General features: G+C 66.2%; 16 protein-coding genes. 4 read left to right on the forward strand and 12 right to left on the reverse strand.

Features of this window, described 5'->3' with window-relative positions; genetic code table 11:
• Nucleotides 1-10: 10 nt before the first annotated feature.
• From AB4Y80_RS10525 to AB4Y80_RS10575, 11 genes are all read right to left on the reverse strand, one after another.
• Complete coding sequence (locus AB4Y80_RS10525; RefSeq protein ID WP_442214067.1) at nt 11-1,636, reverse strand: ribonuclease J; 1,626 nt, start codon at nt 1,634-1,636, stop codon at nt 11-13.
• Nucleotides 1,637-1,898: 262 nt separating this feature from the next.
• The gene (locus tag AB4Y80_RS10530) at nt 1,899-2,588 is read right to left on the reverse strand and encodes a response regulator (RefSeq protein WP_442214068.1); all 690 of its coding nucleotides are present in this window, start codon (nt 2,586-2,588) and stop codon (nt 1,899-1,901) included.
• The gene (locus tag AB4Y80_RS10535; protein ID WP_442214069.1) at nt 2,585-4,264 is read right to left on the reverse strand and encodes an ATP-binding protein; all 1,680 of its coding nucleotides are present in this window, start codon (nt 4,262-4,264) and stop codon (nt 2,585-2,587) included. Before AB4Y80_RS10535 ends, AB4Y80_RS10530 begins: the two co-directional genes overlap by 4 nt.
• 31 nt (nt 4,265-4,295) lie before the next feature.
• Nucleotides 4,296-5,468 (reverse strand): MFS transporter, encoded by a 1,173-nt coding sequence (locus AB4Y80_RS10540; RefSeq protein WP_442214070.1) that lies wholly within the window; start codon nt 5,466-5,468, stop codon nt 4,296-4,298.
• A gap of 43 nt (nt 5,469-5,511) precedes the next feature.
• Complete coding sequence (locus AB4Y80_RS10545) at nt 5,512-6,639, reverse strand: ABC transporter ATP-binding protein (protein WP_442214071.1); 1,128 nt, start codon at nt 6,637-6,639, stop codon at nt 5,512-5,514.
• Complete coding sequence (locus AB4Y80_RS10550) at nt 6,632-8,395, reverse strand: ABC transporter permease (protein WP_442214072.1); 1,764 nt, start codon at nt 8,393-8,395, stop codon at nt 6,632-6,634. The genes AB4Y80_RS10545 and AB4Y80_RS10550 overlap by 8 nt, the downstream gene beginning before the upstream one ends.
• 37 nt (nt 8,396-8,432) lie before the next feature.
• Nucleotides 8,433-9,602, reverse strand: coding sequence for an ABC transporter substrate-binding protein (locus tag AB4Y80_RS10555; protein ID WP_442214073.1), 1,170 nt, complete (start codon nt 9,600-9,602; stop codon nt 8,433-8,435).
• 200 nt (nt 9,603-9,802) lie between these two features.
• A complete protein-coding gene (locus AB4Y80_RS10560) occupies nt 9,803-11,869 on the reverse strand; it encodes a PhoX family protein (protein ID WP_442214074.1) in 2,067 nt (688 codons plus the stop codon).
• Nucleotides 11,870-12,100: 231 nt separating this feature from the next.
• Nucleotides 12,101-12,871, reverse strand: coding sequence for a TM2 domain-containing protein (locus AB4Y80_RS10565; protein WP_442214075.1), 771 nt, complete (start codon nt 12,869-12,871; stop codon nt 12,101-12,103).
• A 98-nt stretch (nt 12,872-12,969) separates the two neighbouring features.
• Nucleotides 12,970-13,851, reverse strand: coding sequence for a hypothetical protein (locus AB4Y80_RS10570; protein WP_442214076.1), 882 nt, complete (start codon nt 13,849-13,851; stop codon nt 12,970-12,972).
• Nucleotides 13,852-13,877: 26 nt separating this feature from the next.
• Entirely contained in the window at nt 13,878-14,402 is a 525-nt protein-coding gene (locus AB4Y80_RS10575) for a hypothetical protein (RefSeq protein WP_442214077.1), read from the reverse strand.
• A 572-nt stretch (nt 14,403-14,974) separates the two neighbouring features.
• Between AB4Y80_RS10575 and AB4Y80_RS10580 the strand changes: the two genes are divergently transcribed.
• The 3 genes from AB4Y80_RS10580 to AB4Y80_RS10590 are packed head-to-tail and all read left to right on the forward strand — an operon-like array spanning nt 14,975 to nt 19,823.
• Nucleotides 14,975-17,044 (forward strand): hypothetical protein, encoded by a 2,070-nt coding sequence (locus tag AB4Y80_RS10580; protein ID WP_442214079.1) that lies wholly within the window; start codon nt 14,975-14,977, stop codon nt 17,042-17,044.
• A gap of 41 nt (nt 17,045-17,085) precedes the next feature.
• Nucleotides 17,086-18,678 carry a type I restriction-modification system subunit M gene (locus AB4Y80_RS10585; protein ID WP_442214110.1) on the forward strand — a complete coding sequence of 531 codons (1,593 nt, stop codon included), beginning with the start codon at nt 17,086-17,088 and terminating at the stop codon, nt 18,676-18,678.
• Nucleotides 18,675-19,823: a restriction endonuclease subunit S gene (locus AB4Y80_RS10590; protein WP_442214080.1), complete on the forward strand. Its 1,149-nt coding sequence runs from the start codon at nt 18,675-18,677 to the stop codon at nt 19,821-19,823. The genes AB4Y80_RS10585 and AB4Y80_RS10590 overlap by 4 nt, the downstream gene beginning before the upstream one ends.
• Nucleotides 19,824-20,350: 527 nt before the next feature.
• On the opposite strand, the gene AB4Y80_RS10595 is transcribed toward AB4Y80_RS10590, so the two are convergent.
• On the reverse strand, nt 20,351-20,941 hold the full coding sequence (locus tag AB4Y80_RS10595) for a DinB family protein (RefSeq protein ID WP_442214081.1): 591 nt from the start codon (nt 20,939-20,941) through the stop codon (nt 20,351-20,353).
• A 94-nt stretch (nt 20,942-21,035) separates the two neighbouring features.
• Here AB4Y80_RS10595 and AB4Y80_RS10600 point away from each other — a divergent pair, with 94 nt between their 5' ends.
• A complete protein-coding gene (locus AB4Y80_RS10600; protein ID WP_442214082.1) occupies nt 21,036-22,907 on the forward strand; it encodes an FUSC family protein in 1,872 nt (623 codons plus the stop codon).
• The last annotated feature ends 8 nt before the right edge of the window (nt 22,908-22,915 follow it).

The following is a 22,915-nucleotide window of genomic DNA, read 5'->3' on the forward strand; positions in this document are numbered from 1 at the left end:
GTGGTGGGGATCAGGCCTCGACGATGATGACCGTGTACACCGGCTTGCGGCGCAGCGCACGGTCGGACCAGCGCAGCAGGGCGTCGGCGACGGCCTTTTCGGCACCCCGGCCCGTCTTCTCGCCCCGGAGCCCCGAGATGGTCTTCTCCACGATTCCGGTGGCCTTCTCCAGGTCCTTCTCGGCGAGGTTGAATCCCACGGCAAAGTACTCCGGGTCCTCCTCGATCTTGCCGGTGTCCGGGTTGATGATCAGCAAGACGGTGACGGCGCCGTCCTCGGCCAGCCGGAGCCGGTCCTGCAGGGACTCCTCGGTTGCCGCGCCGGCGACCATGTTCTCCACATACACATAGGCGGCGGGAACGCTGCCGCTCACGCGGGCCACGCCGTCCTTGAGGTCGATCGTGGTGCCGTCCTCGACAATCAGCGCGCGCTTGGGGTCGACGCCGGTGCGGACCGCAAGCTCGGCGTTCGCCTTCAGGTGGCGGTATTCACCGTGCACGGGCATCACGTTGCGGGGGCGGACCAGGTTGTAGCAGTAGACCAGCTCCCCGGCACTGGCGTGGCCGGAGACGTGGACCTTGGCGTTGCCCTTGTGCACCACGTTGGCGCCCTGCTTGGTGAGGTCGTTGATGAGCCGGTAGATCGAGGACTCGTTGCCGGGCACCAGCGAGCTGGCCAGCAGGACGGTGTCCCCTTCGGTCAGGTTGATCTGGTGGTCGCCGTTGGCCATGCGCGCCAGCGCTGCCATGGGCTCCCCCTGTGAGCCGGTGCAGATGAGCACGGCCTTGGTGGGGGCCATCTTTTCCAGTTCCTTGGCCTCCACCAGCATGCCGCGCGGGATCGTGAGGTAGCCAAGCTCGCGGGCGGTCGTCATGTTGCGGACCATGGAGCGGCCCACGAAGGCGATCTTGCGGTTGTACTTGTGCGCGGAGTCGATGATCTGCTGAATGCGGTGGACGTGGCTGGCGAAGCTGGAGACCACCACGCGGCGCGGGGCGGTGCGCATGACATTGTCGATGGCCGGTGCCAGGTCCGCCTCAGCGGCCAGGAAGCCCGGGACCTCGGCGTTGGTGGAGTCGGGCATGAACAAATCCACGCCTTCCTCGCCCAGGCGGGCGAAGCCGGCCAGGTCGGTGATGCGCTTGTCCAGCGGGAACTGGTCCATCTTGAAGTCACCGGTCTCCAGTACCAGGCCGGCGGGCGTACGGATGGCGACGGCCAGACCGTCCGGGATGGAGTGGTTGACGGCCAGGAATTCGACGTCGAACGGACCGAACTTGCGACGGTCGCCTTCCTTGACCTGGATCATCTTGGCCTTGATCCGGTGTTCCTCCAGCTTGGTCTTCAGGAAGGCCAGGGTCAGCCGGGCGGAAATGACGGGAATGTCGCTGCGGTGCTTGAGCAGGTACGGCACACCGCCGATGTGGTCCTCGTGGCCGTGGGTGAGCACCAGGCCCACCACGTCCTGCCAGCGGTCCTTCAGGTAGGAAAAGTCGGGCAGAATCAAGTCGACGCCGGGATGGTTTTCCTCGGGAAAGAGGACGCCGCAGTCCACGATCAGCAGCTTTCCCCCGTACTCGAAGACGGTCATGTTGCGACCGATCTCCCCCAGTCCTCCGAGGGCGACGATGCGCATTGCGCCATTCTCAAGGGCGGGCGGGGTCTGACGAGCGGTTCTTCTCATGGGTTCCGTTCTCTGGGGTGGGGTAAGAGGCAGGCGGCGCCGGGTGGCGATGTTGTGCTGCCATGATGCGCGACGGCGGCGGCCGGGGGCCGGCCTGTGTCGCTAAAAGTTATGGGGGTGTACTCAAGTGTGATTTTACCACCGTGGCCGCCTGTGGATTTGCCCGGGCGCGGCCGGCGTCCTCCAGTGGGCAGATAGTACGGGCGTGAACGCCCTAGGACGAACTCCTGTAGCGGTTCTCCGGGCGCCCCGCCCCGCCGTAACGCGGCGTGAGGGTGGCCCGGCCCTGGTCAACGAGATGCTCCAGGTAGCGTCTGGCGCCCACCCGCGACATTCCCACCCGCTGCGCCAGTTCGGCGGCCGAGACGTCTGCACCGGCGGACTGGAGGGCAAGATGGACACGCTGGAGCGTGGCATCGGAGAGACCCTTGGGCGGGGGCGCATAGCGGCCGCCGGTGCTGGCGATGATGACGTCCACGCTTCGCTGGTCGAGGATTTTGCCCCGGGAAGTGCGGCGCACCGTGTCGTATTGCCTGGCAACCTCGTCGAGCCGTTCAAACAGGGCGGACGCCATAAACGGCTTGACCAGATAGTGGCGGACGCCCTTGGCGCGGGCCTCGCGCACGCTGTCCAAATCCCTCGCCGCCGTGACCGCGATCACTTCGAGCCGGCTGCCCCGGCCGGCGCTCAGGCGCGCCAGCACCTCCAGGCCGGAAAAGTCCGGCAGGTAGAAGTCCAGCAGCACCACGTCCGGCTTCAGTTCTTCAATGAGGGCAACGGCTTCCGTGCCCGAGTGGGCCTCGCCAACAACCGTGAAGCCCGGGTGCGACGCGACGAACTCGCGGTTGATATGCGCCACGCCCAGGTCATCTTCGACAATGACCACCCTGAGTTCCGCGCTCATGATATTTCCCCCGCGGACGCCTCAAGCAACTGGGCGGGAGCAATGTCGCCGCTGTCGATGGGCAGCGCCACCGTGATCCGCGCCCCCGGCAAGTCGCCGCCGGTGGCCGGTCCGTTCCCAATCCCGACCGTGCCGCCGTGCCGGGTGGCTATCCTCTTCACGAGCGTCAGTCCGATCCCGCGGCCGGTGGAAACCGCTCCGGGCCGGGCCGACTTTGACGAATATCCGGGGGTGAAGACCATCTCCTGCAGCTCCGGCGGGATCCCCGGGCCGGAGTCCGCCACCTCGATGAGAAGTTCTCCGGCGCCGTTGGCATCCGTGCGCTCAGTGACGGACACTGAAATCCTGCCACCGGCCTCCGTCGCTTCGACGGCGTTGTCAAGCAGGTTGCCGATGATGGTCACCAGGTCGGTGCGCAGGATCTCCGCCGAGGGCTGCGACGACAGCACGGGCAGCGTCGACTCCGGTGTGATCACCATGGTGATGCCAAGTTCCTCGGCGCGCGCCCGTTTCATCAGCAGCAGCGCGGCCACTTCAAGCTCACGGATGCCCGTCCGCCCGGTCACGCCCAAGAGTGTCCCTCCGCTTCTTTCATGGGAAATGAAGGACACCGCCTGGTCTACGCGACCCAGCTCCAGGAGCCCGGAAATCACGTGCAGCTTGTTGGCGAAACCGTGTGCCTGGGCGCGCAGGCCGTCAGCCAAACCCTGCACGCCGTCGAGGTCGCGGAGCAACGTGTGTAATTCGGTGTTGTCGCGCAGGATAAGGATGGTGCCGATCGTGCGGCCGCTGATCTTGGCGATGTCGCGGCGTACCAGCAGCACCCTCTCACCGGAGAGCACCAGCGACTGTTCGGCGTCGCCGGTGTCCAGGAGTCCCACCAGCACGTCGTCGAGGGAATCCTTGGCAAGTGTCCCCACCAGGTTCGGCTCATCCTCGAGGGAGAGCAGACGCAGGGCGGCGTCGTTGATCAAGGCGATTCGGCCACCGTCATCAACGGCGACGACGCCTTCGCGCACGCCGTGAAGTATGGCCTCACGCTCTTCGAGCAGCCCGGCGATCTGTTCGGGCTCCAGGCCAAAGATGCGCTTGCGGATCACCACCGTCACCCAGGCGGCACCGATCACGCCAAAGATTGCCGCTATCCCAATGGTGACGAACAGCCAGGTGGCGTTGGAGAGGTACTCGCTGCGCAGATCGGATTCCAGGACACCAACTGAAACCGCGCCGATCACCGCATGGTCATCATCGAATATCGGCACCTTGACACGCCAGGACTCACCCAGGGTTCCCTTTTGGGTGCCGACGTAGGTGTTCCCTGACAGCACGACGCCCGGGTCGGTGGAGACGTGCTTGCCAATCATGGCCGGATCGGGATGCGAATACCGGATGCCGTCCTTGTTCATGACCACCGCATACGCTATTCCGGAGGACTTGCTGAGGAGTTCGGTAATCGGTTGGATGGTGTGGCTGGGGTCCGTGTCACCGAAGGCATCGACGATCACCGGATTCGTGGAAATCGATTGGGCAACCCCAATCATCCGATCGCGATAGTTTTCCCTGAGCTGGTGTTCCTGCATGAAGCTGGCAACGGCGCCCGTACCCACAACGGTGATGAGCACTATTGCGACCTGGAGCAGCAGCAGTTGCGCCCGTAGGGTCAGTCGTCGTCTCATCCGCCCATTTTGCCAGAATATGGGACCGGTCCTAGTCGCGGGCCAGTTCATCGTCCACTTCCCCAGGTTGGGCCTCCCCGACGGCGGCCCCGGCCCAGGCGCCGCCGAACAGCATCAGGCCCGTGGCGACGAAGACGCCCGCCGCCCCTGCTGCGGCCGCCAGAACCCCCAGCAGGGACGGCAGCACGGTTTGTCCGAGCCGGTTGCTGGCCAGGCGCAGCGACATCGCCAGCCCGCGGGTGCCGGGAGTGGCCAGCTCGGCGATCCAGGACATCGTGATGGGTTGGCACGTGCCGATCGCGAATCCATAGACGGCCGCGAGAACAAGTAGCGCAGCGACGGGCAGGGGAAGGGCGAAGGCGGCCAGGCCAACGGCCGAGACCCCGATGGTCCACACCATGAGCCGCCGGCGTCCGAGCACCTTGACCATGGGGCCAAGGAACAGGCGCGAAAACATCGAGAACATCGACCGGACAACCAGCATGGCGCTGACGACGACGGCCGCGATCCCGCGCTCGTGTCCGAGCGCGGGCAGATAGGCCAAGAAGAGGTCGACCGATGCCAGGACGATGCTGCCGGCCAGGAGCGCACGCACGAGGCCGGGGGTGCGCAGCAGGGCCGCGGCCGCCGGCAGCATCCGGGCCCGCTGCTCGATCACCGGCCGCTGCGAGCTCCGGACGAAGAAGGAGATGCCGAGCAACACGACACTGAGCGCCCCGGACACGATGAAGATGAGCCCCACGGGAGGCGTCTCCACGGTGCCCCCCGGCAGCGCCAGCAGGAGCGGCCCGATCGTTTGGCCCAGCGACGAGGCGAAGGTGAAATATCCGAACTTCGAGTCATACTGGCCGCGGTTCGTCGTATTGGCGACCATGGCCTGCTCCCCGATCACGGAGAGCAGGTGGCCCATGCCCAGGAACGTGGTGGCCAGCAGCAGCGCCGCCACAGAGCCCCCGCCAAAGGTTGCAATCAATGCAGCCACAACAAGTGCGCACGCACCGGCGAGCAGGGAGGCCCGTTCGCCGATGCGGTCTATGACGTGGCCGGCCGGCAGCGCCAACAGGAGTGCGGGCACGGCAAATGCGGCGACCACAACACCGAGCAGCGCCGGTGAGCCACCCAAGTCCAGGACGGCATAGGACAGCGTTGGCCGCATGCCAAAGGTGATGACTTGGATCACGACGGCGTGTGCCAGCACCAACATGACCGCTCGCGGCCGCCTCGTCACGCCCATCACGGCCGGCAGGTCATGAGGCGACCGTCATGAGTTCCTGGGCCTCGGCCGAGGGAACGTTCGAGCCCGCATAGAGGAGTGCGTCCTCGGCGTCGAACACGAGCCGGACGCCGCCGTCGAGGTTTCCGGTGGGTGAGATGACCTGGACCACGTTGGTGCCAAGCTTCAGGCCGTACTCGTAGCGGGAGCCGACATAGGAACGGGTCAACACCGAGGTCTCCAGCACGTTGGCCCCCGTGACATCCGCCGTGGCCGGGGTGATGGTCAGCCGCTCGGGCCGCACCGCCACTGTTACGGCATCGCCTGGGTTGAGCGAAAGGTTGCTGGCGACCTTCACAACCAGTCCGGTGTTCTCGAGACGGACGTGCGCAATTCCGCCGCGCTGTTCTTCGAACCGTCCGGTGAAGAAGTTGCAGCTGCCGACAAATGCGGCGACGGCCGCGGTGGCAGGCTTTTCGTAGATCTCGGCCGGCGTGCCGATCTGTGTCATCTTCCCGTCAAACATCACCGCGATCCGGTCGCTCAACGAGAGGGCCTCGTCCTGGTCGTGGGTCACGTACACCGTGGTGATCCCCAGCTCCACCTGCAGGCGCTTCAACCAGGCCCGGGACTGCTCGCGCAGCTTCGCGTCCAGGTTGGACAGCGGCTCATCCAGCAGCAGGACCGAGGGCGAATACACCAGCGCGCGGGCGAGGGCGACCCTCTGCTGCTGGCCGCCGGAGAGCTGGTGGGGGTAGCGGTCCTTCAGGTGCGCCAGTCCCACGGTGTCGAGCGCCTCATGTATCCGTACGGCCTTTTCTTCCTTGGAGGCCTTGCGGATGGCAAGGGGCATCACCAGGTTTTGCTGCACCGTCATATGCGGCCAGAGGGCGTAGGACTGGAAGACCATGCCGAGGTTTCGTTCCTCGGTGGGTACGTAAAGCTTCTTGGCCGTATCGACAAACGGCACGCCGCCCACGGTGATGGACCCCGAGGTTGGCGACTCGAGCCCGGCGATGCAGTTCAGCGTGGTCGACTTGCCGCATCCGCTCGGACCCAGCAGGGTGAAGAATTCCCCTTCCCGAATGGTGAAGTTGATGTCGTTCAAAACGGTGACGTCGCCAAACTTCTTATGGAGTCCGCAGACGTGTACTTCAGGCATCGGTATGTCCCTTCATGAACATGCTCGCCACGGCGACGAACACAGCGGTAATGGCAATTTGTAGGGTGGCCAGCGCCGCGACGGAACCGGTGTTGCCCTGCACCCACAGGTCGAGCATGGTGGTTCCGATCACGCCGGTGTTGGCCGAGGACAGGAACAACGCGGCCGAGTATTCCTTCATCATGGTGACAAACACCAGGATGAGCGCCCCCACAAAGGCCGGGCGCAAGAGCGTGCGCAGGATGCGGAAGAAGGTGCCGAACCAGTCCGCGCCGGAGGTCCGCGCCGCATCGTCGAGTTCCCGGCCAATCTGCATGATGGCCGGGGCGATGGACCCGAACGCCGTGGGCAGTGCACGCAGGCCAAAGGCGATGATGACCGCCATCAGGGTGCCCTGCACCCAGCCGCCGCCGGGGGTGAGCGCGAACGCCCAGAAGAAGCCGATGCCAACAATGATTCCCGGCATGGCCTGGGGCGCCAGCGCCAGGTATTCAACGCTGCGTGCAAACGTGAACGGCGAACGCCGGGCAACCAGGACGGCAAGCAGCGCCAGGACGCTGACCAGGACGGCGCCCACCGCGGCCACCGTCACGCTGTTGGTGATGGACTGCACATAAACCGGGTAGGTGAAGACGCGTTGGTAGTTGGAAAGGGTCAGTGTCTCGAAGGGGCTTTGCAGCGGGGTGAAGATCATGGTGAAGGACCGGAAGACGAGGCCCAGGATGGGCAGCAGGGCACCAAAAATGACGTAAATGACAATCGCTGCGGCGGCGACCCACCGGATCCAGCCCAAGTCGAGCAGCCGCGGCCGGGTGGCCTTGCCCCGGACGGAAATGAACCGCTGGGCATTCTTGAGCACCTTAGCCTGGATGGCCACGGTGCCGATCGTCACGGCCAGGATGAGGGTTGATGCCGCGCCCAGGATGCCGTAGTCGGGCTGGATGGACTGCAGCCCGTTCGTGTAGAGGAAGGTGGAGAACACCTCGATGCGCACGGGTGTGCCATAAAGCAGCGGGACACTGAGCGTTTCCAGCGACATGCTGAAGATGAGGATGGAGCTGTAGACAATCGGTGGCCGGAGCATCGGCACCACCACCTGAAAGAGGATGCGGACCGGGCCGGCACCGCAAACGCGGGCGGCGCTCTCCAGCGACGCATCCGACTGGCGCAGGGCGTTGGCACAGAAAACGTAGGCGATGGGGGCAAGCCCCACGGCCTCGGTGACGGCCATGCCGCCCAGGGAGTATAGGTTCCATGGCACGAACCCGAGGAGCTCACGCAGCTGGACGCTGATGAAGCCGGCCGGCCCGTACAGTGTGATCCAGCCAAAACCGAGGATGAGTGAGGAAATGAAGAACGGCCACTGCATCGACAGGCCGAGCAGCCGCCCGAAGGGCAGGCGCGTGCGAACGACGAGCACGGCCATGGGGATGGCGATGACAAGGGTGAGCACAGTGGTGCCGACCGCGAAGATCGCGGTGTTCAGGACGACCTGCCCGAAGCCGGCATCCGTGAACAGCTTGACGTAGTTGCCGGCCGTCAGGAGTCCGCCGGCCTCATACAGGGGCCGGTCCCGGAAGGACTGGAAGAGAATCGGGACGATCGGGGCGAGAACGAAGAGTGCCAAGAGGACGAGGATGCCGTATTGCACGAGCCTGCCCCGGCCGACGCCGAAGACCCGGGGGTACTTCGGCGCCGGCAGGGTGGATCGGCCGGCCGGCGATTGGACTGCACTTTCCGTGCGGGTGGTGGTCATTGCTTAGCCTGCCTGGTGACTGTCGGAGGAACGGATGCTATTTGCCGAGATTGGCGTTCCACTGGGACACGAACGCTGAGACTTCGGCGTCCGGGACGACTTTATAGGGCACGCGGATGATGCCGTCCTTCCCGGCCAGCTTCTCCACTTCCTGGTAGGTGTGGCGGCCCTCCGTCAGCTGGACGTTGTCTCGGTAGGAGCTGAGGCCGCCTTCTGCGACGGCGTTCTGGCCGGCCTCGGAAAGGACAAAGTCAAGGAACAGCTTCGCCGTCGCCGGGTGCGGCGCCTTGGGCGTGATGCCGATTCCGCGGCCCAGGACAACGGTGCCGTCCTTGGGCAGGACAAACTTGATCAGCCCGCCGCTGGCTTTCTCGGCCGGGTAGCCCACCGCGGAGCTGATGAAGAAGCCGGCAAGGTATTCCCCGGATAGGATCTTCTCCTTCTGGGTGCCGGAGGATGTTTCCGGACGGGCCGACGGCAGGATCTCGTCAAGGCCGGACCAGGCCTTGGTGTTTCCTTCGGTGAAGGCGTGGGAAACGCTGAAGCCCCATGCGCCCTTGACGTCGCGGGTGGTGATCTTGTTCTTGTATTTTCCGGAGTCGGCGGAGACGGTCTTGGCCAGGTCGGCGATGCTCGTCGGCGCTTCCTTCATGAGAGCGGAGTTGTAGGCGATGCCCACGGGGTCAAGCGACATGGCCCAGACGTTGGGCATCAGCTGGGCGAAATCGGGCAGCTCCTTGGTTTCCGGGGAGTCATAGGCCATGAGGGAATCCGGCTTTGAGGCATAGCTCGCCCAGGCTTGCACGGCGTTGGAAACGAGCATGTCTGCCGGCGCCTTGCCGGTGGCCGTCTCGCTCAGTTGGCGCTGGAACACCTCGTCGCTGTCGAGGTTGTCCGCGGAGACCTTGGTCCAGGGGTACTTGGCCTTGAAGTCGCGGAGAATGGGTGCCCAGTTTTCCTGGTCGGTGTTCGAGTAGATCGACAGGGCGCCGCCCTCGGCCTTCGACGCATCGATGATCTTGGAGTAGTCGGCGGGGTAGTAGCTTGGCGTGCCGGCATTGCCGGCGGCCCCCGGGGCTGCCTGCCCTCCCGCGGGGCTGCCGCAGCCGGCCAGGGCGGCCGCCAAGCCGACGGCGCCCAGGGCGCCGAGGCCGAGGACGCTGCGGCGGGTCGGCGAACCGGAATTGAAACTGGCAGTACGGAACATTGCTCACTCCTTTGTGACGTGAAACACGAATGGTGCTGTATTCATGCTCCGGGCACGCACAAGGGACATCAATCTTTTGGTCGTATTGGTAGAAACCAGGCGGCTTCTGGTCATATTGGTCACATACGTACGTACGCAAAAAGGGGCCGCTGGCTGCCTGGTCCCCACGACCGGGCAGCCAGCGGCCCCCTCACGTTTCCCTACTTGGTGTGTCCGGCGCGCTCAGGGAACACCTGGACGATCGACGGGCGGGGTGCGCGGACCTGGCCCCGTGCCGGCGTGGTGCCCGCGGCAACGTAGTCCGGGAAGAAGGACGTGTGCTCGCCGTAGGAACCGTCCTCACCCGGGTGCTGCACCGCCACGTACACCATCGACTCGTCGTCGTGGATGATGGGTCCGCACGTTTCGGCATCGCGGGGGACGGACAGGAACTGCTGAACGTTGCCGCGGTTGTCGCCCTGGAGGCCCACCTTGAACAGGCCGTCGTTGTAGCCGATGGTCGACGGCGCGCCGTCCGTGGAGATCCACAGGTTGCCTTGGGTGTCGAAGGCGAGGTTGTCCGGGCAGGAGATGGGACTGACCTTCTCGGTGGGGAAGCCGCCGAAGTACGTCTGCGGGTTCGTGGCCGGATCCCCGCACAGCATCAGCAGGTTCCAGTTGAACGATGTGGCGGTTTGGTCCCCGCGGCGTTCGGTGATCTCCACAATGTGGCCGTCGCGGTTTGCGGTGCGCGGGTTGGCCTCGTTCGCCGGGGCGTGGGAGCCCACGCCGCGATTGGAATTGTTGGTGCAGGCGACGTACACCTTGCCCGTGCGCGGGCTCGGCTCGACGTCCTCGCAGCGGTCCATCTTGGTCGCCCCCGCCTTGTCCGCGGCCAGGCGCGTGTAGACCAGGACCTCCTCAACGCTCATGCCCGCAATGGCGCTCTTGCCGTTGACCACCAGCGGCAGCCACCGGCCGGCGCCGTCGAACGAGCCGTCGGCCGGGACCTGGCCGGAGCCGTCAATCTCCGACGCCGAGTTCCCGGCGAACTGGGCCACGTATAGGTCGCCCTCGGCCAGGAGCGTCATGTTGTGCGCCTTGTTGTTCTTCTTGTATTTGTTCTTGGAGACGAACTTGTACAGGTAGTCGAAGCGCTCGTCGTCGCCCGAGTAGGCGACCACCTTGCCGTTCTCGGCGATGATGACGTTGGCGCCCTCGTGCTTGAAGCGGCCCATGCTGGTGTGCTTGCGCGGCACGGAGTTCGGGTTTTCGGGGTCGATCTCCACGATGTAGCCAAAGCGGTTGGGTTCGTTGCGGAAGTCCGCGCCGCGGGCGTCAAAGCGGGGGTCCTCGTTTTCCCAGCCCATGGACGTGGCCTTGTTTCCCAGCCCGTAGCGGCGGTCCTCGGCGGAGAGCCCGTTGGTGCGGAAGAAGCCGTTGAAGTTTTCCTCACCGGAGAGGATGGTGCCCCACGGGGTGCTGCCGCCGGCGCAGTTGCCCAGCGTGCCGAACACAAAGCGGCCGTGGGGATCGGCGGCCGTCTTGACCAGTTCCGAGCCGGCCAGCGGGCCGGTGAGCTCGAACCGTGTGTCGACGGTGATGCGGCGGTTCAGCTGGCCGCCGCGGACGTAGTTCCACGGCTGGCCCTTGTGCTCGCGGGTCAGCTCGACAACGGACATGCCCACGGCGTTGCGGAAGATGTTGCGGCGCCGGGCCTTCTCCGCGTCGTCGGCGGGCGCGGCGTCGAACATGATGGCCGGGTTGACGTATTCGTGGTTGCAGACCAGCAGGCCCTTTTTGCCGTTGGGCTGGCGCAGGATTTCCAGGTAGTCGTTGTTGTAGCCGAACTGGCCGGCCTGTGCGCCGGCGCTCTGGTTCGAGAAGTCAAAGTCGGGCGAGTCCGTGAACAGGGGGTCGCCCCAGCGGATGATCGGCTGCCAGCCGTAGCCCTGGGGAACGGTGAAGGCGTCCACTGCCGCGCCCACCGGGGCGATCGGCGCAAAGGGGAGCTTGCCGGACTTGCTGTTGGTCCCGCCGTCGTACTGGTTCGCCCGGACGGGCTGGCCCTGGACCACGACCGCGGCGCTGAGCGCGCCGGCCAGGCCGAACCCCAGCGCCGAGCGGCGCGAGAATTCCGCGGACGCGATGTCCCGGAAGTAGCTGTTGGCGGAGGTGTTGCAGACGGCCTTGGTGCAGGCGTTGTCACATTTGAGATCGCAGGTGACGGCGCTGCGCTTTCCCCGCGTGTGGCCGAGCATGGGCAAAAGCTTCTTCAAATCGTTCATGGCGAACCTTCCTCGATGAGTGCGACGGCAGCCACTGTGGCACGCTCAAGGGAAGATTCGGCCCGGTTCGCTTGGACGGGAGGTTAACCGGAGGCGAACCGCGGGGTCGGCGATGCTCGAGGCCGGATGGGGGCGTTGCGCCGTCGTCCGCGGTGGCGCGCGGGAGGGCGGACCCGCATCGGACGCAGCTGACGCAAACCCGCCCTCGCAAACCCGGTCAGGGCCGGACGGCTACCGCTTTTCCTCGATCTTGACCGTCCAGGAATCGATGTTGGCCGCGCGGACGTCCAGGAAGTACTTGCCCGCCTTTTTGTGCAGGGCCGTAGTGGCCGAGTCCGGCTTGGTGATCATGACCACCGGCATGGCGCCCTCGGTGGCAATATCCTTGCCTTCCGGCTCAAGATACACGGAGGCAATCGCGAAATCCGCGTTGGCGGCCTTGAACTCATAGGTCATCCGCGCCTCGGCACCGGTCAGTTCAAAGACCTGGCCGGCGGTGTTCGCGGTGCCGCTCAAGGACGTGACTTCCGTCCACGTCGCCGCTGCGGGGGCCTTGGCGGCGGGCGCCTCCGCTGCGGGGGCCTTGGCGGCGGGCGCCTCCGCAACCTTCGCGGCGGCCGGCGCCACCACGCTCGAACCGGTCACCGCGGCGGAACTCCCGGCGGCACCGCCGCTGACCGCGCCGATGACCAGCAGCACGGCCGTCACGATCAGGGCCAGCACCTTGTTCTTGGCATAGCCGGCGAGCAGCATGCCCTGCTTGTCGCGCTGCTTGCCGGCAAGCGTGAGGATCAGATCGACCAGCGCCCAAATCCCCAGGCCGCCGAGGGTGACCAGCTTCAGCAGGCCCGTGCCCACCTTGCCAAGGTAGAAACGATCGACGCCGAAGTAGCCGAGGAACAAGGACAGCAGCCAGGTGACCAGGAAGGACTTGGACCCTTCCGGGCCAACCGGGGCCAGCGGGACCTGCTGGGGTGCCGCCGCGTAGGCAGTATGTTTCATGGTGGTTCCTTTCCGGGCATGGCAAGGCTGCCGGCCCGACATGTGGTGGTGGTTGCCGCCGAACGGCGGCACATCGATGGTGCTGGGAAAGGAAGGCGCTACTGCTTTTCCCACGAGCCGCAGCGTGCGGTCTTGAAGTCCTGCCCGGCGGACAGGACCACCGAGGGACGGCCGCCGCCCGGGATGTCGTTGTTGATGATGTCGTCCCCGTTGCTGCCGCTGGCGTAGATGCCCCAGTAGCACGAGGATTCGACGTCGGCCTTGGTCCGGTAGGTCCCGGCGGCGATGTCGACGCCAACCACCCAGGTGCCGTCCCCCACCGTGTTGGCCGCCTTGGTCTTTTCGGCCCCGGTTACGACAGCTTCGCGTTTCTTCAGCGCCTCTTCGGACGCCTTGACCGTGGCCTCATGCTTATCCGCGGCCACCGCCTTGGCATCTGCCGCCGCCTCGCGGGTGGTGATGTCGGCCTGCAGGCCGGCCAGCTGGCCGCTGACGGTTGTCCGATCCGCGGCGATCCGGTCCCGGTCGGCCGCGGCGGTCTTCGCCGTGGCCGCCAGCGCAAGGTATTGGTCGCTGGTGGTGGGATCCGTGACCGCCGTCCCGGTCCATACTCCGCCGCCAAAGAGTACGACGCCGGCGATCACCATTGCGGCCACCTTGCCTTTGCGTCGTTTGCCCGGGACCGTGGCCGTCGCCTTGGCCGGCTTTGCTGCCTTGGCGGGCTTGGCGGGCTTTGACCTCTTGCCTGTAACGGGTGCGGTCGGAGGCCGTGCCGGCGGGGCCGGCGCGTCCGCGGTCGCCCGGACTGAACCGCCGGCAGAAATGGTCCTGGCTGAACCGCCGGACGGAACGGTTGGCGTCCCAAGGGTGGGCCCGGCGTTTGAGGACAGCGACTGTTTGGGCACGTTGTCCGTGGCGCCGGCGTCGCCGGCCTTGGCCTGAGTTGGAACCGCGGGTTCCGGGACTTCGGGGGTATTCATGACTACTCCTGACGATGAATGCGAATCTATTTAGCGGTTTCAACGATCATGTTGAGCCCGTTGTCCGGGTGATAGGTCCAGGAGGCCGTGTAGCCGTCCCATGCGGCTTCCCGAGTGCCGTCGAGGGCCCTCGTGGAGTCGATCCGGGAGTACAGGCTTTCCGGGGCGCCCAGTTCATTGAGGATGCACGCCACGGTGACGATGGATGTCCCGACGGATTTTTCCCCTGCGGTCTTCATCTCCAGGCTCCGGCCCTTGTCCATGACCGTCACACCCTCGGAGCTGTCGGCGGGACAGGCCTTGACGGCGGCCTCGATCCGGTTGGATGCCGAAAGCGCGTCCCCCACGACGCCCAGCATCAGTCMACCCAGCAGCCCGATGATGATCCCGACGACCAGGCCCCCGGCACCGAAGAAGAGGTGCTTCCTGCTGCCCGTGGGCTTTGCGGGCAGCTCCGGCCACGGCGCGTCCGGGCTTGGCGCCAAAGGTTGTGCTGCCGGCGCCGGCCCCACTGTGTGAGGCGGAACGTCCGGGGGCGCTGGAATAGTCATGCTTGCTCCAAGTGATCRAGTGATGTTTTCGAAGCGTGTCAATAGGGTCTGACATTCTTCGGTCCGTAGGCAGTTGCGGGAAGATGTCCCTGGCATGGTCCGGCATCCCGGCTCATGGTTAGAACCGGCCGTCCGTGGACCAGGGCCAAGGCAGCGAGCAGTCGTAGGGAGAGGTTCGCGGTTGGACAGAGGGCGGTTCGACCGGCGCATCTGCCGGCCGGTCGGCGTCGAGGTCTTCAGCCTCCTCGGCCTCGCCCGCCCCCTTCTGGGGTGGATCAACGTGTCCTTCGGATTCATTCATGGTCAATCTCCCCTCGATGGATGCGGCCACCCGCTTACAGGCGGCAGCTCCGGTACCGGCCCGTTCGACAAACCGTCGAGCGGACGGGGAGGCCACCCCCAGCCTGGTCTCCTCGCCCACTCTCCGTGGGCCACGTATCGAAGCTAAGTGATCGATGCGGTCAATTTGGCCGATTGGGCTGATAAGGGGCATTATCAGAGCGTATCGAGCATTGTGGGCCACTGGCCGTAGTCTGGAGCCACCAGCGCTGGCCAGCAGAGAGGAGATCCGCATGAGCGGCACCACCGGCGGGTCCGGCCTGCGGATCACCCTGCGTGACATCGCCCTGCTGGCCAAGGTCCAGCGCCCCGTGGTTTCCATGTGGCGCTCGCGCAGCAGGCACACCGGCACACCGTTCCCGGCCCCCGTAGACGCGGTGGGCACCCAGGAACTATTCGACGCCATCGACATCACCAGCTGGCTCCAGACGACCGCCCGCGGCAACAACCCGCACGCCGCCGAGGACGTGGCCGCGTTCGCCACCCTGCCGGGCCCCGATGCAAAGCGCGCGCACTTCACGGGGCTGACGGCCCTGCTCACATTGCGCTGCCTCACGGACTCGCGCCTTGGCGCGCTGTCCGCCGAGGACCTCCTGGACAGCGCCGACGAGTGCGACCCCGACGACGCCTTCCTTTTCACCGAAATTGCGGCCCTGGGCGGCGAGCTGTCGCCGCTGGCCGCCTACGCCGATCTCCTGACAGACGCCTCGTACACCGCCGAGGCCGCATTTGAGCAGCTCCTCGCCGACCGTTTCCACTCCGGCATGCGCGCCCTGGTCCGCACCACCTTGACCGCCGAGGCGGTCGAGCTGGTCGCCGCGACGGCCATCGAGCTGGCCGCGGGCAGCATCCGCCCGCCCGTCTTCATGGACGACGGCGGCGGCGACTTCCTGCACTCCGTCGCGGACATGCTGGGCGAGGCCGAGCCCGCCGTCTTGTCAGTGGGCAGGAGGGACGACGGTCCCGCCCGTTTGGCCCGCCGCCGGCTCGCGGTCCACGGCGCGCACAAGGAAAACCTGCAGGTGGTTGACGCCGCGCCGGCGGACTTCTTGGCGGGGTTTTCCGTCCGGCTCGCCCAGTTCCCCTCGCCGTCGCTGCCAACCCTTGGAGCTGGTGCCATCTTGACGGCCATCGATAACATCGCCCTGGAGCTCGATGACTCATCCGCCGCCGTGGTTCTTGCGCCCGCCTCGGTGCTGGCGGACTCACTCCCCGGAGTCGACCGCGCCGCGTCCCAGACGCGCGCCGATGTGTTGCGATCGGGGCGGGTCAGGGCCATCGTCCGGCTGCCGCAGGGAATGTTGAAGCCGAAGCCCCGCGAGGCCCAGGCACTGTGGGTGCTTGGGCCGGCCCACCAGGGGGTTCCCATCGCCGACCGCTGGACCATGGTCGCCGACCTCACGGGAGTGCGGCTTTCCGAGGGCATCCGGGCGGACGTGGTTGGTGATCTGGCGGCGTCCATGGGCGGCCTGGAAGAGATCCGGGCCCACTCCTTCCGCTTTGCCCGGCTGGTCCTGACAAGGACCTTGCTGGCTGGGACGGGGGCCCTCACGGCCTCGGCGACGCCGTCAGGGCCGCTGAGCCCGGCGTCCGCCCCCGCAGGGTCGGCCGCGACGGGGCTGCTTGCGGCCGAACAGCTGCGGGACTCCCTGAACGCTTCGAAGCGGAACCACTTGTCCATCGAGTTGGCCCCGGGGTCGCATCCGGCCATGGCGCCGGCAACCATTGAATCCCTATTGGCGGCCGGCGCGCTGAAGTACCTGCCGGGCCACCGGCTGGCCGGATCCAGCCTTGGCACCAGGTCCACGGCCGGTGCGCAGTTCACCGTCATCGGGGTGGAAGAATTGACCGGTATCAGCGTCACCGGCAGCCGCCGGATCGACCAGTTGGACTTCGTCCGGAATTATCCCCGGGGCCGGCTGACGGAGCCCGGCGACGTCATCTTCGCAACCGGAGCGCAACTTTCGGCCATGGTCGATGAGGAGGGGGCCGCCGTCGTACTGTATCCGGCGCGGATCCTGCGGATCAGCACCGCGGATCCCGGCGGCTTGGTTCCGGCAATGCTGGTGCACGACATTCGGCAGTCGCCGGCCGGGAACTGGCGGCACTGGCGGGTGCGCAGGATTGGCCGCGACGCCGGCGCCGCACTGCAGCGGGCGCTCACGGCGGTGGCGGTCGAGCGTGGGAGGGTCGCGGTACGGTTGCAGCGGCTGGATGCGCTGTCCGGGGCGCTGATGGACGGTGCCGCGGACGGCAGTATTGAGGTTTTGGAATTGGGCACGACGACGGAGGGAACCAGCTAGTGGCTGCGAAAAAGGCGAAGGTGGATGCGCTGCCGTCCACCATGAAGGAACTGAAGGACACGCTGTGGAAGGCCGCGGACAAGTTGCGTGGTTCCATGGATGCCTCCCAGTACAAGGACGTCATCCTGGGGCTGGTGTTCCTGAAGTACGTCTCGGATGCCTTTGCCGAGCGTCGCGGGCAGATCGTCACCGAGCTGGCGGCGGACGGGCTCAATGAGGACCAGATCGGCCAGCTCATCGACGACGTTGACGAGTACACCGGCCGCGGCGTGTTTTGGGTGCCGGAGCGGGCCCGGTGGACGTATTTGGCGCAGCACGCCAAGGGCAAGCAGGCCTCGCTGGATGAGCACGCCAAGACCGTTGGCGAGCTGATTGACGACGCCATGGCGTACGTCATGGGCGCGAACCCAACGCTGGCGGCCACGCTCCCGATGATCTTCAACCGGGACAACATTGACCAGCGCCGCCTGGGCGAGCTGCTGGACCTGTTCAACTCCGCCAAGTTCACCGGCGAGGGCGCCACGAAGGCGCGCGACCTCCTCGGCGAGGTGTACGAGTACTTCCTGGAGAAGTTTGCCCGCGCCGAGGGCAAGCGGGGCGGCGAGTTCTACACGCCGGCCGGCGTGGTGCGCGTGCTTGTGGGGGTGTTGGAGCCGACGCACGGACGCGTCTACGATCCCTGCTGCGGCTCGGGCGGCATGTTCGTGCAGGCCGAGAAGTTCCTGGCCGCGCACCACAAGGAGGGCTCGGAGATTTCGGTCTACGGGCAGGAGTTGAACGAGCGCACGTGGCGGATGGCGAAGATGAACCTGGCCATCCACGGCTTGAACGGGAACCTGGCGGCGCGCTGGGGCGACACCTTCGCGCGCGACCAGCACCCGGATCTGCAGGCCGATTTCGTCATGGCGAACCCACCGTTCAACATCAAGGACTGGGCCCGCTCCGAGTCCGACCCGCGCTGGAGGTATGGCGTCCCTCCTGCCGGAAACGCCAACTATGCGTGGATCCAGCACATCATTTCCAAGCTGGCGCCGGGCGGTTCGGCCGGCGTGGTGATGGCGAACGGCTCCATGTCCTCAAACTCCGGCGGCGAGGGCGACATCCGCGCGCAGCTGGTGGAGGCCGACCTGGTCTCCTGCATGATCGCCCTGCCCACCCAGCTGTTCCGCTCCACCGGCATCCCGGTGTGCACCTGGTTCTTCGCGAAGGACAAGACCGCGGGTGCCCACGGTTCGGTGGACCGCACGGGGCAGGTGCTGTTCATCGACGCCCGGAACCTGGGCCACATGGTGGACCGCGCCGAGCGTGCGTTGTCCGACGAGGACATTGCACTCATTGCCGGCACCTTCCACGCCTGGCGGGGCTCGGCGTCCGTCGAGCCGTCGCCGGTGGGCGAGCCCGCCGAGAACTACGCCGACATCCCGGGCTTCTGCTACTCCGCCACTCTTGCTGAGATTAAGGCCGCCGATTACGCCCTCACCCCCGGCCGCTACGTTGGTGCGGCCGACGTCGAGGACGACGGCGAGCCGATCGAGGACAAGATCGTCCGCCTGTCCGCGGAGCTGTTCGCCCAGTTCGACGAGTCCGACCGGCTGGCGGCTGTGGTGCGCGAGCAGTTGGGGAGGGTTTCATGAGCGAATCGGTAGTCAGATTCAATGACGCTCCACTGCAAATAATCGACGGTGACCGGGGCAAGAATTATCCGAACGGCAGCGATTTCTCTCAAAATAGTGATTGCCTATTTCTAAGCGCTCGAAATGTGACAAAAACTGGGTATCAATTCGATGAGACTTCTTTCATTTCGGCTGAAAAAGATGCCCAGCTTCGCAATGGCAAGCTTCGTCGAGGCGACCTCGTTTTGACTACTCGGGGTACGGTTGGCAACGTCGCCTACTTCGACAAGAACGTTCCATTCGAGCATATGAGAATAAACTCCGGAATGGTCATACTGAGGACGGATGAATCGCGGCTAGACTCTCGCTTTCTCCTTTACTTCTTGCAATCCCAGTCATTTTCCGATCAGGTGGATGCTCTTACGTCAGGGAGCGCACAACCTCAGCTGCCAATTCGTGATTTGAACAATGCAAAACTTCCAATGCCAAACTTAGATACGCAACAATCTATCGCAGAAGTCTTGGGCGCCCTCGACGACAAGATCGCCGCCAACACCAAACTCGCTGCGACCGCTACTAATCTAGTTCGCGCAGAATTCCAGAGCCTAATGAAATCTGCCGATAAGAGGGCTACGATCGGCGAGGTCCTGTCGTTGGAGTACGGAAAGTCACTTGCTGCTTCCAAACGGGTCCCGGGAGAAGTTGATGTCTTCGGTAGCGGAGGAATTGTCGGTAGGCACGACACGGCATTGCTGACAGGGCCCGGCGTCATAGTAGGCCGAAAGGGAACTGCTGGCGCAGTTCACTGGTCGGCGGGGCCGTACTTCCCAATTGACACGACTTATTATGTTGTCCCCCGTTCCGAGGACGTCAGCTACCTGTTTGCTTACTTTCTACTTAAGTCCATTCGCTTAGATGAAATGAATTCCGACTCGGCCGTGCCAGGGCTCAACAGAAACGAAGCACACGCCGCGAAGGTTAAGCTGCCCAATTCCGCAAAACTTCAATCGTTCACGTCATCGATGGATCCGATATTTCAGCTCTCAAATCAATCCGAAAGAGAAAACGCCATACTGGCCGCAACCCGCGACGCACTCCTCCCCCAGTTGATGTCCGGTAAGCTCCGCGTCAAGGAAGCCGAAGCGCTCGTCTCACTGGCGGTCTGACTCTGGTAGTTCAGCCGTTATGAGGGTGCTATCGGGAGATCCGGGTAGGCCACCCGCAACCCGGGCGCCGAGGCAGGTTCGGGCCTCGCCGGCACGGCCATTGGCTCTCCGGACGGCGAGACCGGCGCCTCGGCGGAACATCAGGTGGCGCCGGTCCATGTCGTTGAATCAATCGGAAGAGGCGGACCGCACCCCATCAACGATCAGCACCACCCATCTTGCGGCACTGATCAATTCCACGCTGCGGGGCCCGACGCCCGAGGCTATTGACGCCCATGGTCAGTGGGCGCGGTGCTTGCGCCCCCCATAGATGGCAATAACACTCATGATCACGGTCAGGACGATCATGCCCAGACCTATATAGCCAAGCGCCAACGTGTTCATGACCCATCCTTCGCCCGATGCCGGCATGCCAGCCGGCCGGCGAACGATTCCCTGGAACTGCTCTTTGACGCCCGCCTACCTCCATCATGCACCTGCCGGCCGAATGTCTCTAGGGCTGCACTGGCTGTAGCTCGCAGGGTCGGTTACTGCGTGCCGAACGCCGCCGCGCTGTCCTGGAGCTTTTCCCGGTAGGCATCCCACCACGCCCGGTCGCCCGGTGGCAGGTTGTCATTGTCCCGGCGCAGCCCTGCCGCGCCATCGATCAGTTCCCGGACGACGTCGGCATGCCCGGCGTGCCTGTGGGTTTCGGCGATCACGTGGACCAGGACCTGGTGCAGCGTGACCTGCCGTCGCTCCGGGGGCCACCACGCGACCTGGCCCGGCGCGTCCACGCCAAGGGCCGCGATGGTGTCGTCGGAATGCGCCCACGCCCGCCGGTACAGGGCCGTGATTGACTCGCGGGACTCCTCCCGGGTGGCCCACATGTCGGCATTGGCCTCGGCGTCGTCCTCCAGCCAGGGCGGCTGCGCAGAGAAGGGGCGGCCAAAAGTCTCTCCAAAGTAGCCGATTTCCACGCCGGCAAGGTGCTTGACGAGTCCGAGCAGGTTGGTGCCGGACGGCACGAGCGGACGCCGGATGTGGTAGTCGGAGAGCCCTTCGAGTTTCCACACAATGGCCTCCCGGCCGCTCTGGAGGTAGCGCTGCAGATCGGCCTTTGGATTCGTTTCGCCCATGCCTGAGCCTTGCAGAGATCCACCGCGCGGCGCAAGGGCCGGGCCGTCGCGAGCAGGGCTCCCACCCCGAGCGCCGAGTGGCATGATTGGACCCATGAACCGGCCCCCCGGGGCGGCCGCGGTCCCCCCGCCGCCGCCCCCGCACGGGATTCGCGCGCTGTTCAGCGTCAAGGACGCCCCGAGCCGCTGGCCGATCGGGCTGCGGGCGGCGATCTGCGCCGGGGCACCGCTGATCGCCGGCTGGCTCACCGGGCAGACCGTCGCCGGCTTGATGGCCAGCCTCGGCGCCTTCACATCCCTCTACGGCAGCGGCCGGCCGTACCTTAACCGGGCCCGGTACCTGGCGCTGATCGCGCTTTCCTTCGCGGGCGCCGTCGCCCTCGGCATGACCGTGGAAACCATCCCGCTGCTGATCGTGCCCACCGTCACGCTGATGGCCATGGCAACCACCTATGTCTGCAGCGCCCTCCGCGTGGACGGCCCGGGGGCCTACATGTTCACGTTGACCTGTGCCGCCGGGACCGCACTGCCCACGGCGGGGCTGGCTCCCTGGCATGCCGGCCTGCTGGTGCTTTCGGGCGGGGCCTTCGCCTGGGTGGTGCACATGGTGCCGGCGCTCTTCCGGCCGCGCGGCCCCGAAAAGCACGCCGTGGCCGCAGCCGGCCGGGCCGTCGCCGCCTACGCCGTGGTGGCCGGCACGGCACGCCGGCACGGCGCCCGGCACCGGGCCGCCCTGGCCTTGAACGCCGCGTGGGCCACCCTGGTGACCCACCAGCCGGCCCACATGTGGCAGGGGGCAACCCTGAGGGGCCTGCGGGGAATCAACAGGCAGTTGCACCTGCTGTTTGCCGAGACCGTGCGGACCGCCCGGAACGGGGATTCAGCGGATCCGGCCATTGCGGACGCGGCAGTCCGGCTGGCCTTTGCCGCGGCGCACGCACCCCCCTCGACCTCGGCCGGGGAGTCCATCCCGCTGGGCGCGCCGGGCCCCTGGGAAGCGCTGCGGGACGGGCTGCGGCCCGGCTCGATGTCGCAGCTGGTGGTCTTGCGCGTGGGCGTGGCCGCGCTCATTGCCGGCCTTGCCGCGGGTCTGCTGGGCCTGGAGCGGGCCTATTGGGCCGTGGCCGCCGCCGTGCTGATCCTTCACATGGGCATGGACTGGATCCGTACACTCCAACGAGGCGCCGAGCGGCTGGTGGGCACCTGGGTGGGGCTTCTCCTGGCGGGAGCGGTGCTGGCCGGGCACCCCCAGGGGCTGTGGCTGGCGCTGCTGATCATGGTGGTTCAGTTCACCATCGAGGTCACCGTGATGCGCAACTACGCGCTGGCGGCCGTGTTCATCACCACTGCGGCCATCACCATCTCCTCCGGCGGGCAGAAGGTCGCCGACATCCCGGGCCTCCTGCTGGCCCGCGGCGTGGACACCACCATCGGCTGCGGCATCGCGCTGCTCGTCTTTGCGGTCCTGACCCCGCGGGCCACGCTGACCCGCATCCCCGAGGCGCTGACGGCCGTTCTGGAGGCCACCGGCGCCGTGGTGAACGTCCTGGCCGACGGCGCCGCCGACACCCGGCCGGCACATCTGGCTCGGCGCAAACTGCAGGCGGCGGCGTTCACGCTCGGCGAAGCCCACGCCACCGCCGTGGGCGGCTCGGCGGCCCAGCGCCTCGCGGCCGAGCGGTCCTGGCCCGCCGTCTCAGCAGCCCAGGGCCTGGCCTACTGCGTCCTGTCCACGTGCTGGATGCTCGAACGCGGCGATGCCGGAATGGCCGGCGACGTCACCAAGGCCCTCGGCCCGGCCGCTGGCGGGCTGGCCGCCGTGCATGAGGCCCTCGAAATCCTGACAACGGCCATCCGGACCGGGGCGCCGCCGTCGCCCCTGCCGCAACTGCCCCGGTTCCTCCGGCAGGAAGCGGCCATCCTGCACGAGTCCCTTCCCCTGGGGACGCCACCTAACGCCACCTGACCACGGAG

Origin of the sequence: Specibacter sp. RAF43 (assembly GCF_052114065.1) — a bacterium.
In the GTDB taxonomy this organism is placed as follows: Bacteria; Actinomycetota; Actinomycetes; order Actinomycetales; family Micrococcaceae; genus Specibacter.

Coding starts and splice junctions, on each gene's coding strand:
- AB4Y80_RS10570 (WP_442214076.1), bottom strand. CDS start 13,851: ATGAATACCCCCGAAGTCCCGGAACCCGCGGTTCCAACTCAGGCCAAG.
- AB4Y80_RS10600 (WP_442214082.1), top strand. CDS start 21,036: ATGAACCGGCCCCCCGGGGCGGCCGCGGTCCCCCCGCCGCCGCCCCCG.
- AB4Y80_RS10525 (WP_442214067.1), bottom strand. CDS start 1,636: ATGCGCATCGTCGCCCTCGGAGGACTGGGGGAGATCGGTCGCAACATG.
- AB4Y80_RS10585 (WP_442214110.1), top strand. CDS start 17,086: ATGAAGGAACTGAAGGACACGCTGTGGAAGGCCGCGGACAAGTTGCGT.
- AB4Y80_RS10555 (WP_442214073.1), bottom strand. CDS start 9,602: ATGTTCCGTACTGCCAGTTTCAATTCCGGTTCGCCGACCCGCCGCAGC.
- AB4Y80_RS10580 (WP_442214079.1), top strand. CDS start 14,975: ATGAGCGGCACCACCGGCGGGTCCGGCCTGCGGATCACCCTGCGTGAC.
- AB4Y80_RS10590 (WP_442214080.1), top strand. CDS start 18,675: ATGAGCGAATCGGTAGTCAGATTCAATGACGCTCCACTGCAAATAATC.
- AB4Y80_RS10535 (WP_442214069.1), bottom strand. CDS start 4,264: ATGAGACGACGACTGACCCTACGGGCGCAACTGCTGCTGCTCCAGGTC.
- AB4Y80_RS10550 (WP_442214072.1), bottom strand. CDS start 8,395: ATGACCACCACCCGCACGGAAAGTGCAGTCCAATCGCCGGCCGGCCGA.
- AB4Y80_RS10545 (WP_442214071.1), bottom strand. CDS start 6,639: ATGCCTGAAGTACACGTCTGCGGACTCCATAAGAAGTTTGGCGACGTC.
- AB4Y80_RS10540 (WP_442214070.1), bottom strand. CDS start 5,468: ATGTTGGTGCTGGCACACGCCGTCGTGATCCAAGTCATCACCTTTGGC.
- AB4Y80_RS10565 (WP_442214075.1), bottom strand. CDS start 12,871: ATGAAACATACTGCCTACGCGGCGGCACCCCAGCAGGTCCCGCTGGCC.
- AB4Y80_RS10530 (WP_442214068.1), bottom strand. CDS start 2,588: ATGAGCGCGGAACTCAGGGTGGTCATTGTCGAAGATGACCTGGGCGTG.
- AB4Y80_RS10560 (WP_442214074.1), bottom strand. CDS start 11,869: ATGAACGATTTGAAGAAGCTTTTGCCCATGCTCGGCCACACGCGGGGA.
- AB4Y80_RS10595 (WP_442214081.1), bottom strand. CDS start 20,941: ATGGGCGAAACGAATCCAAAGGCCGATCTGCAGCGCTACCTCCAGAGC.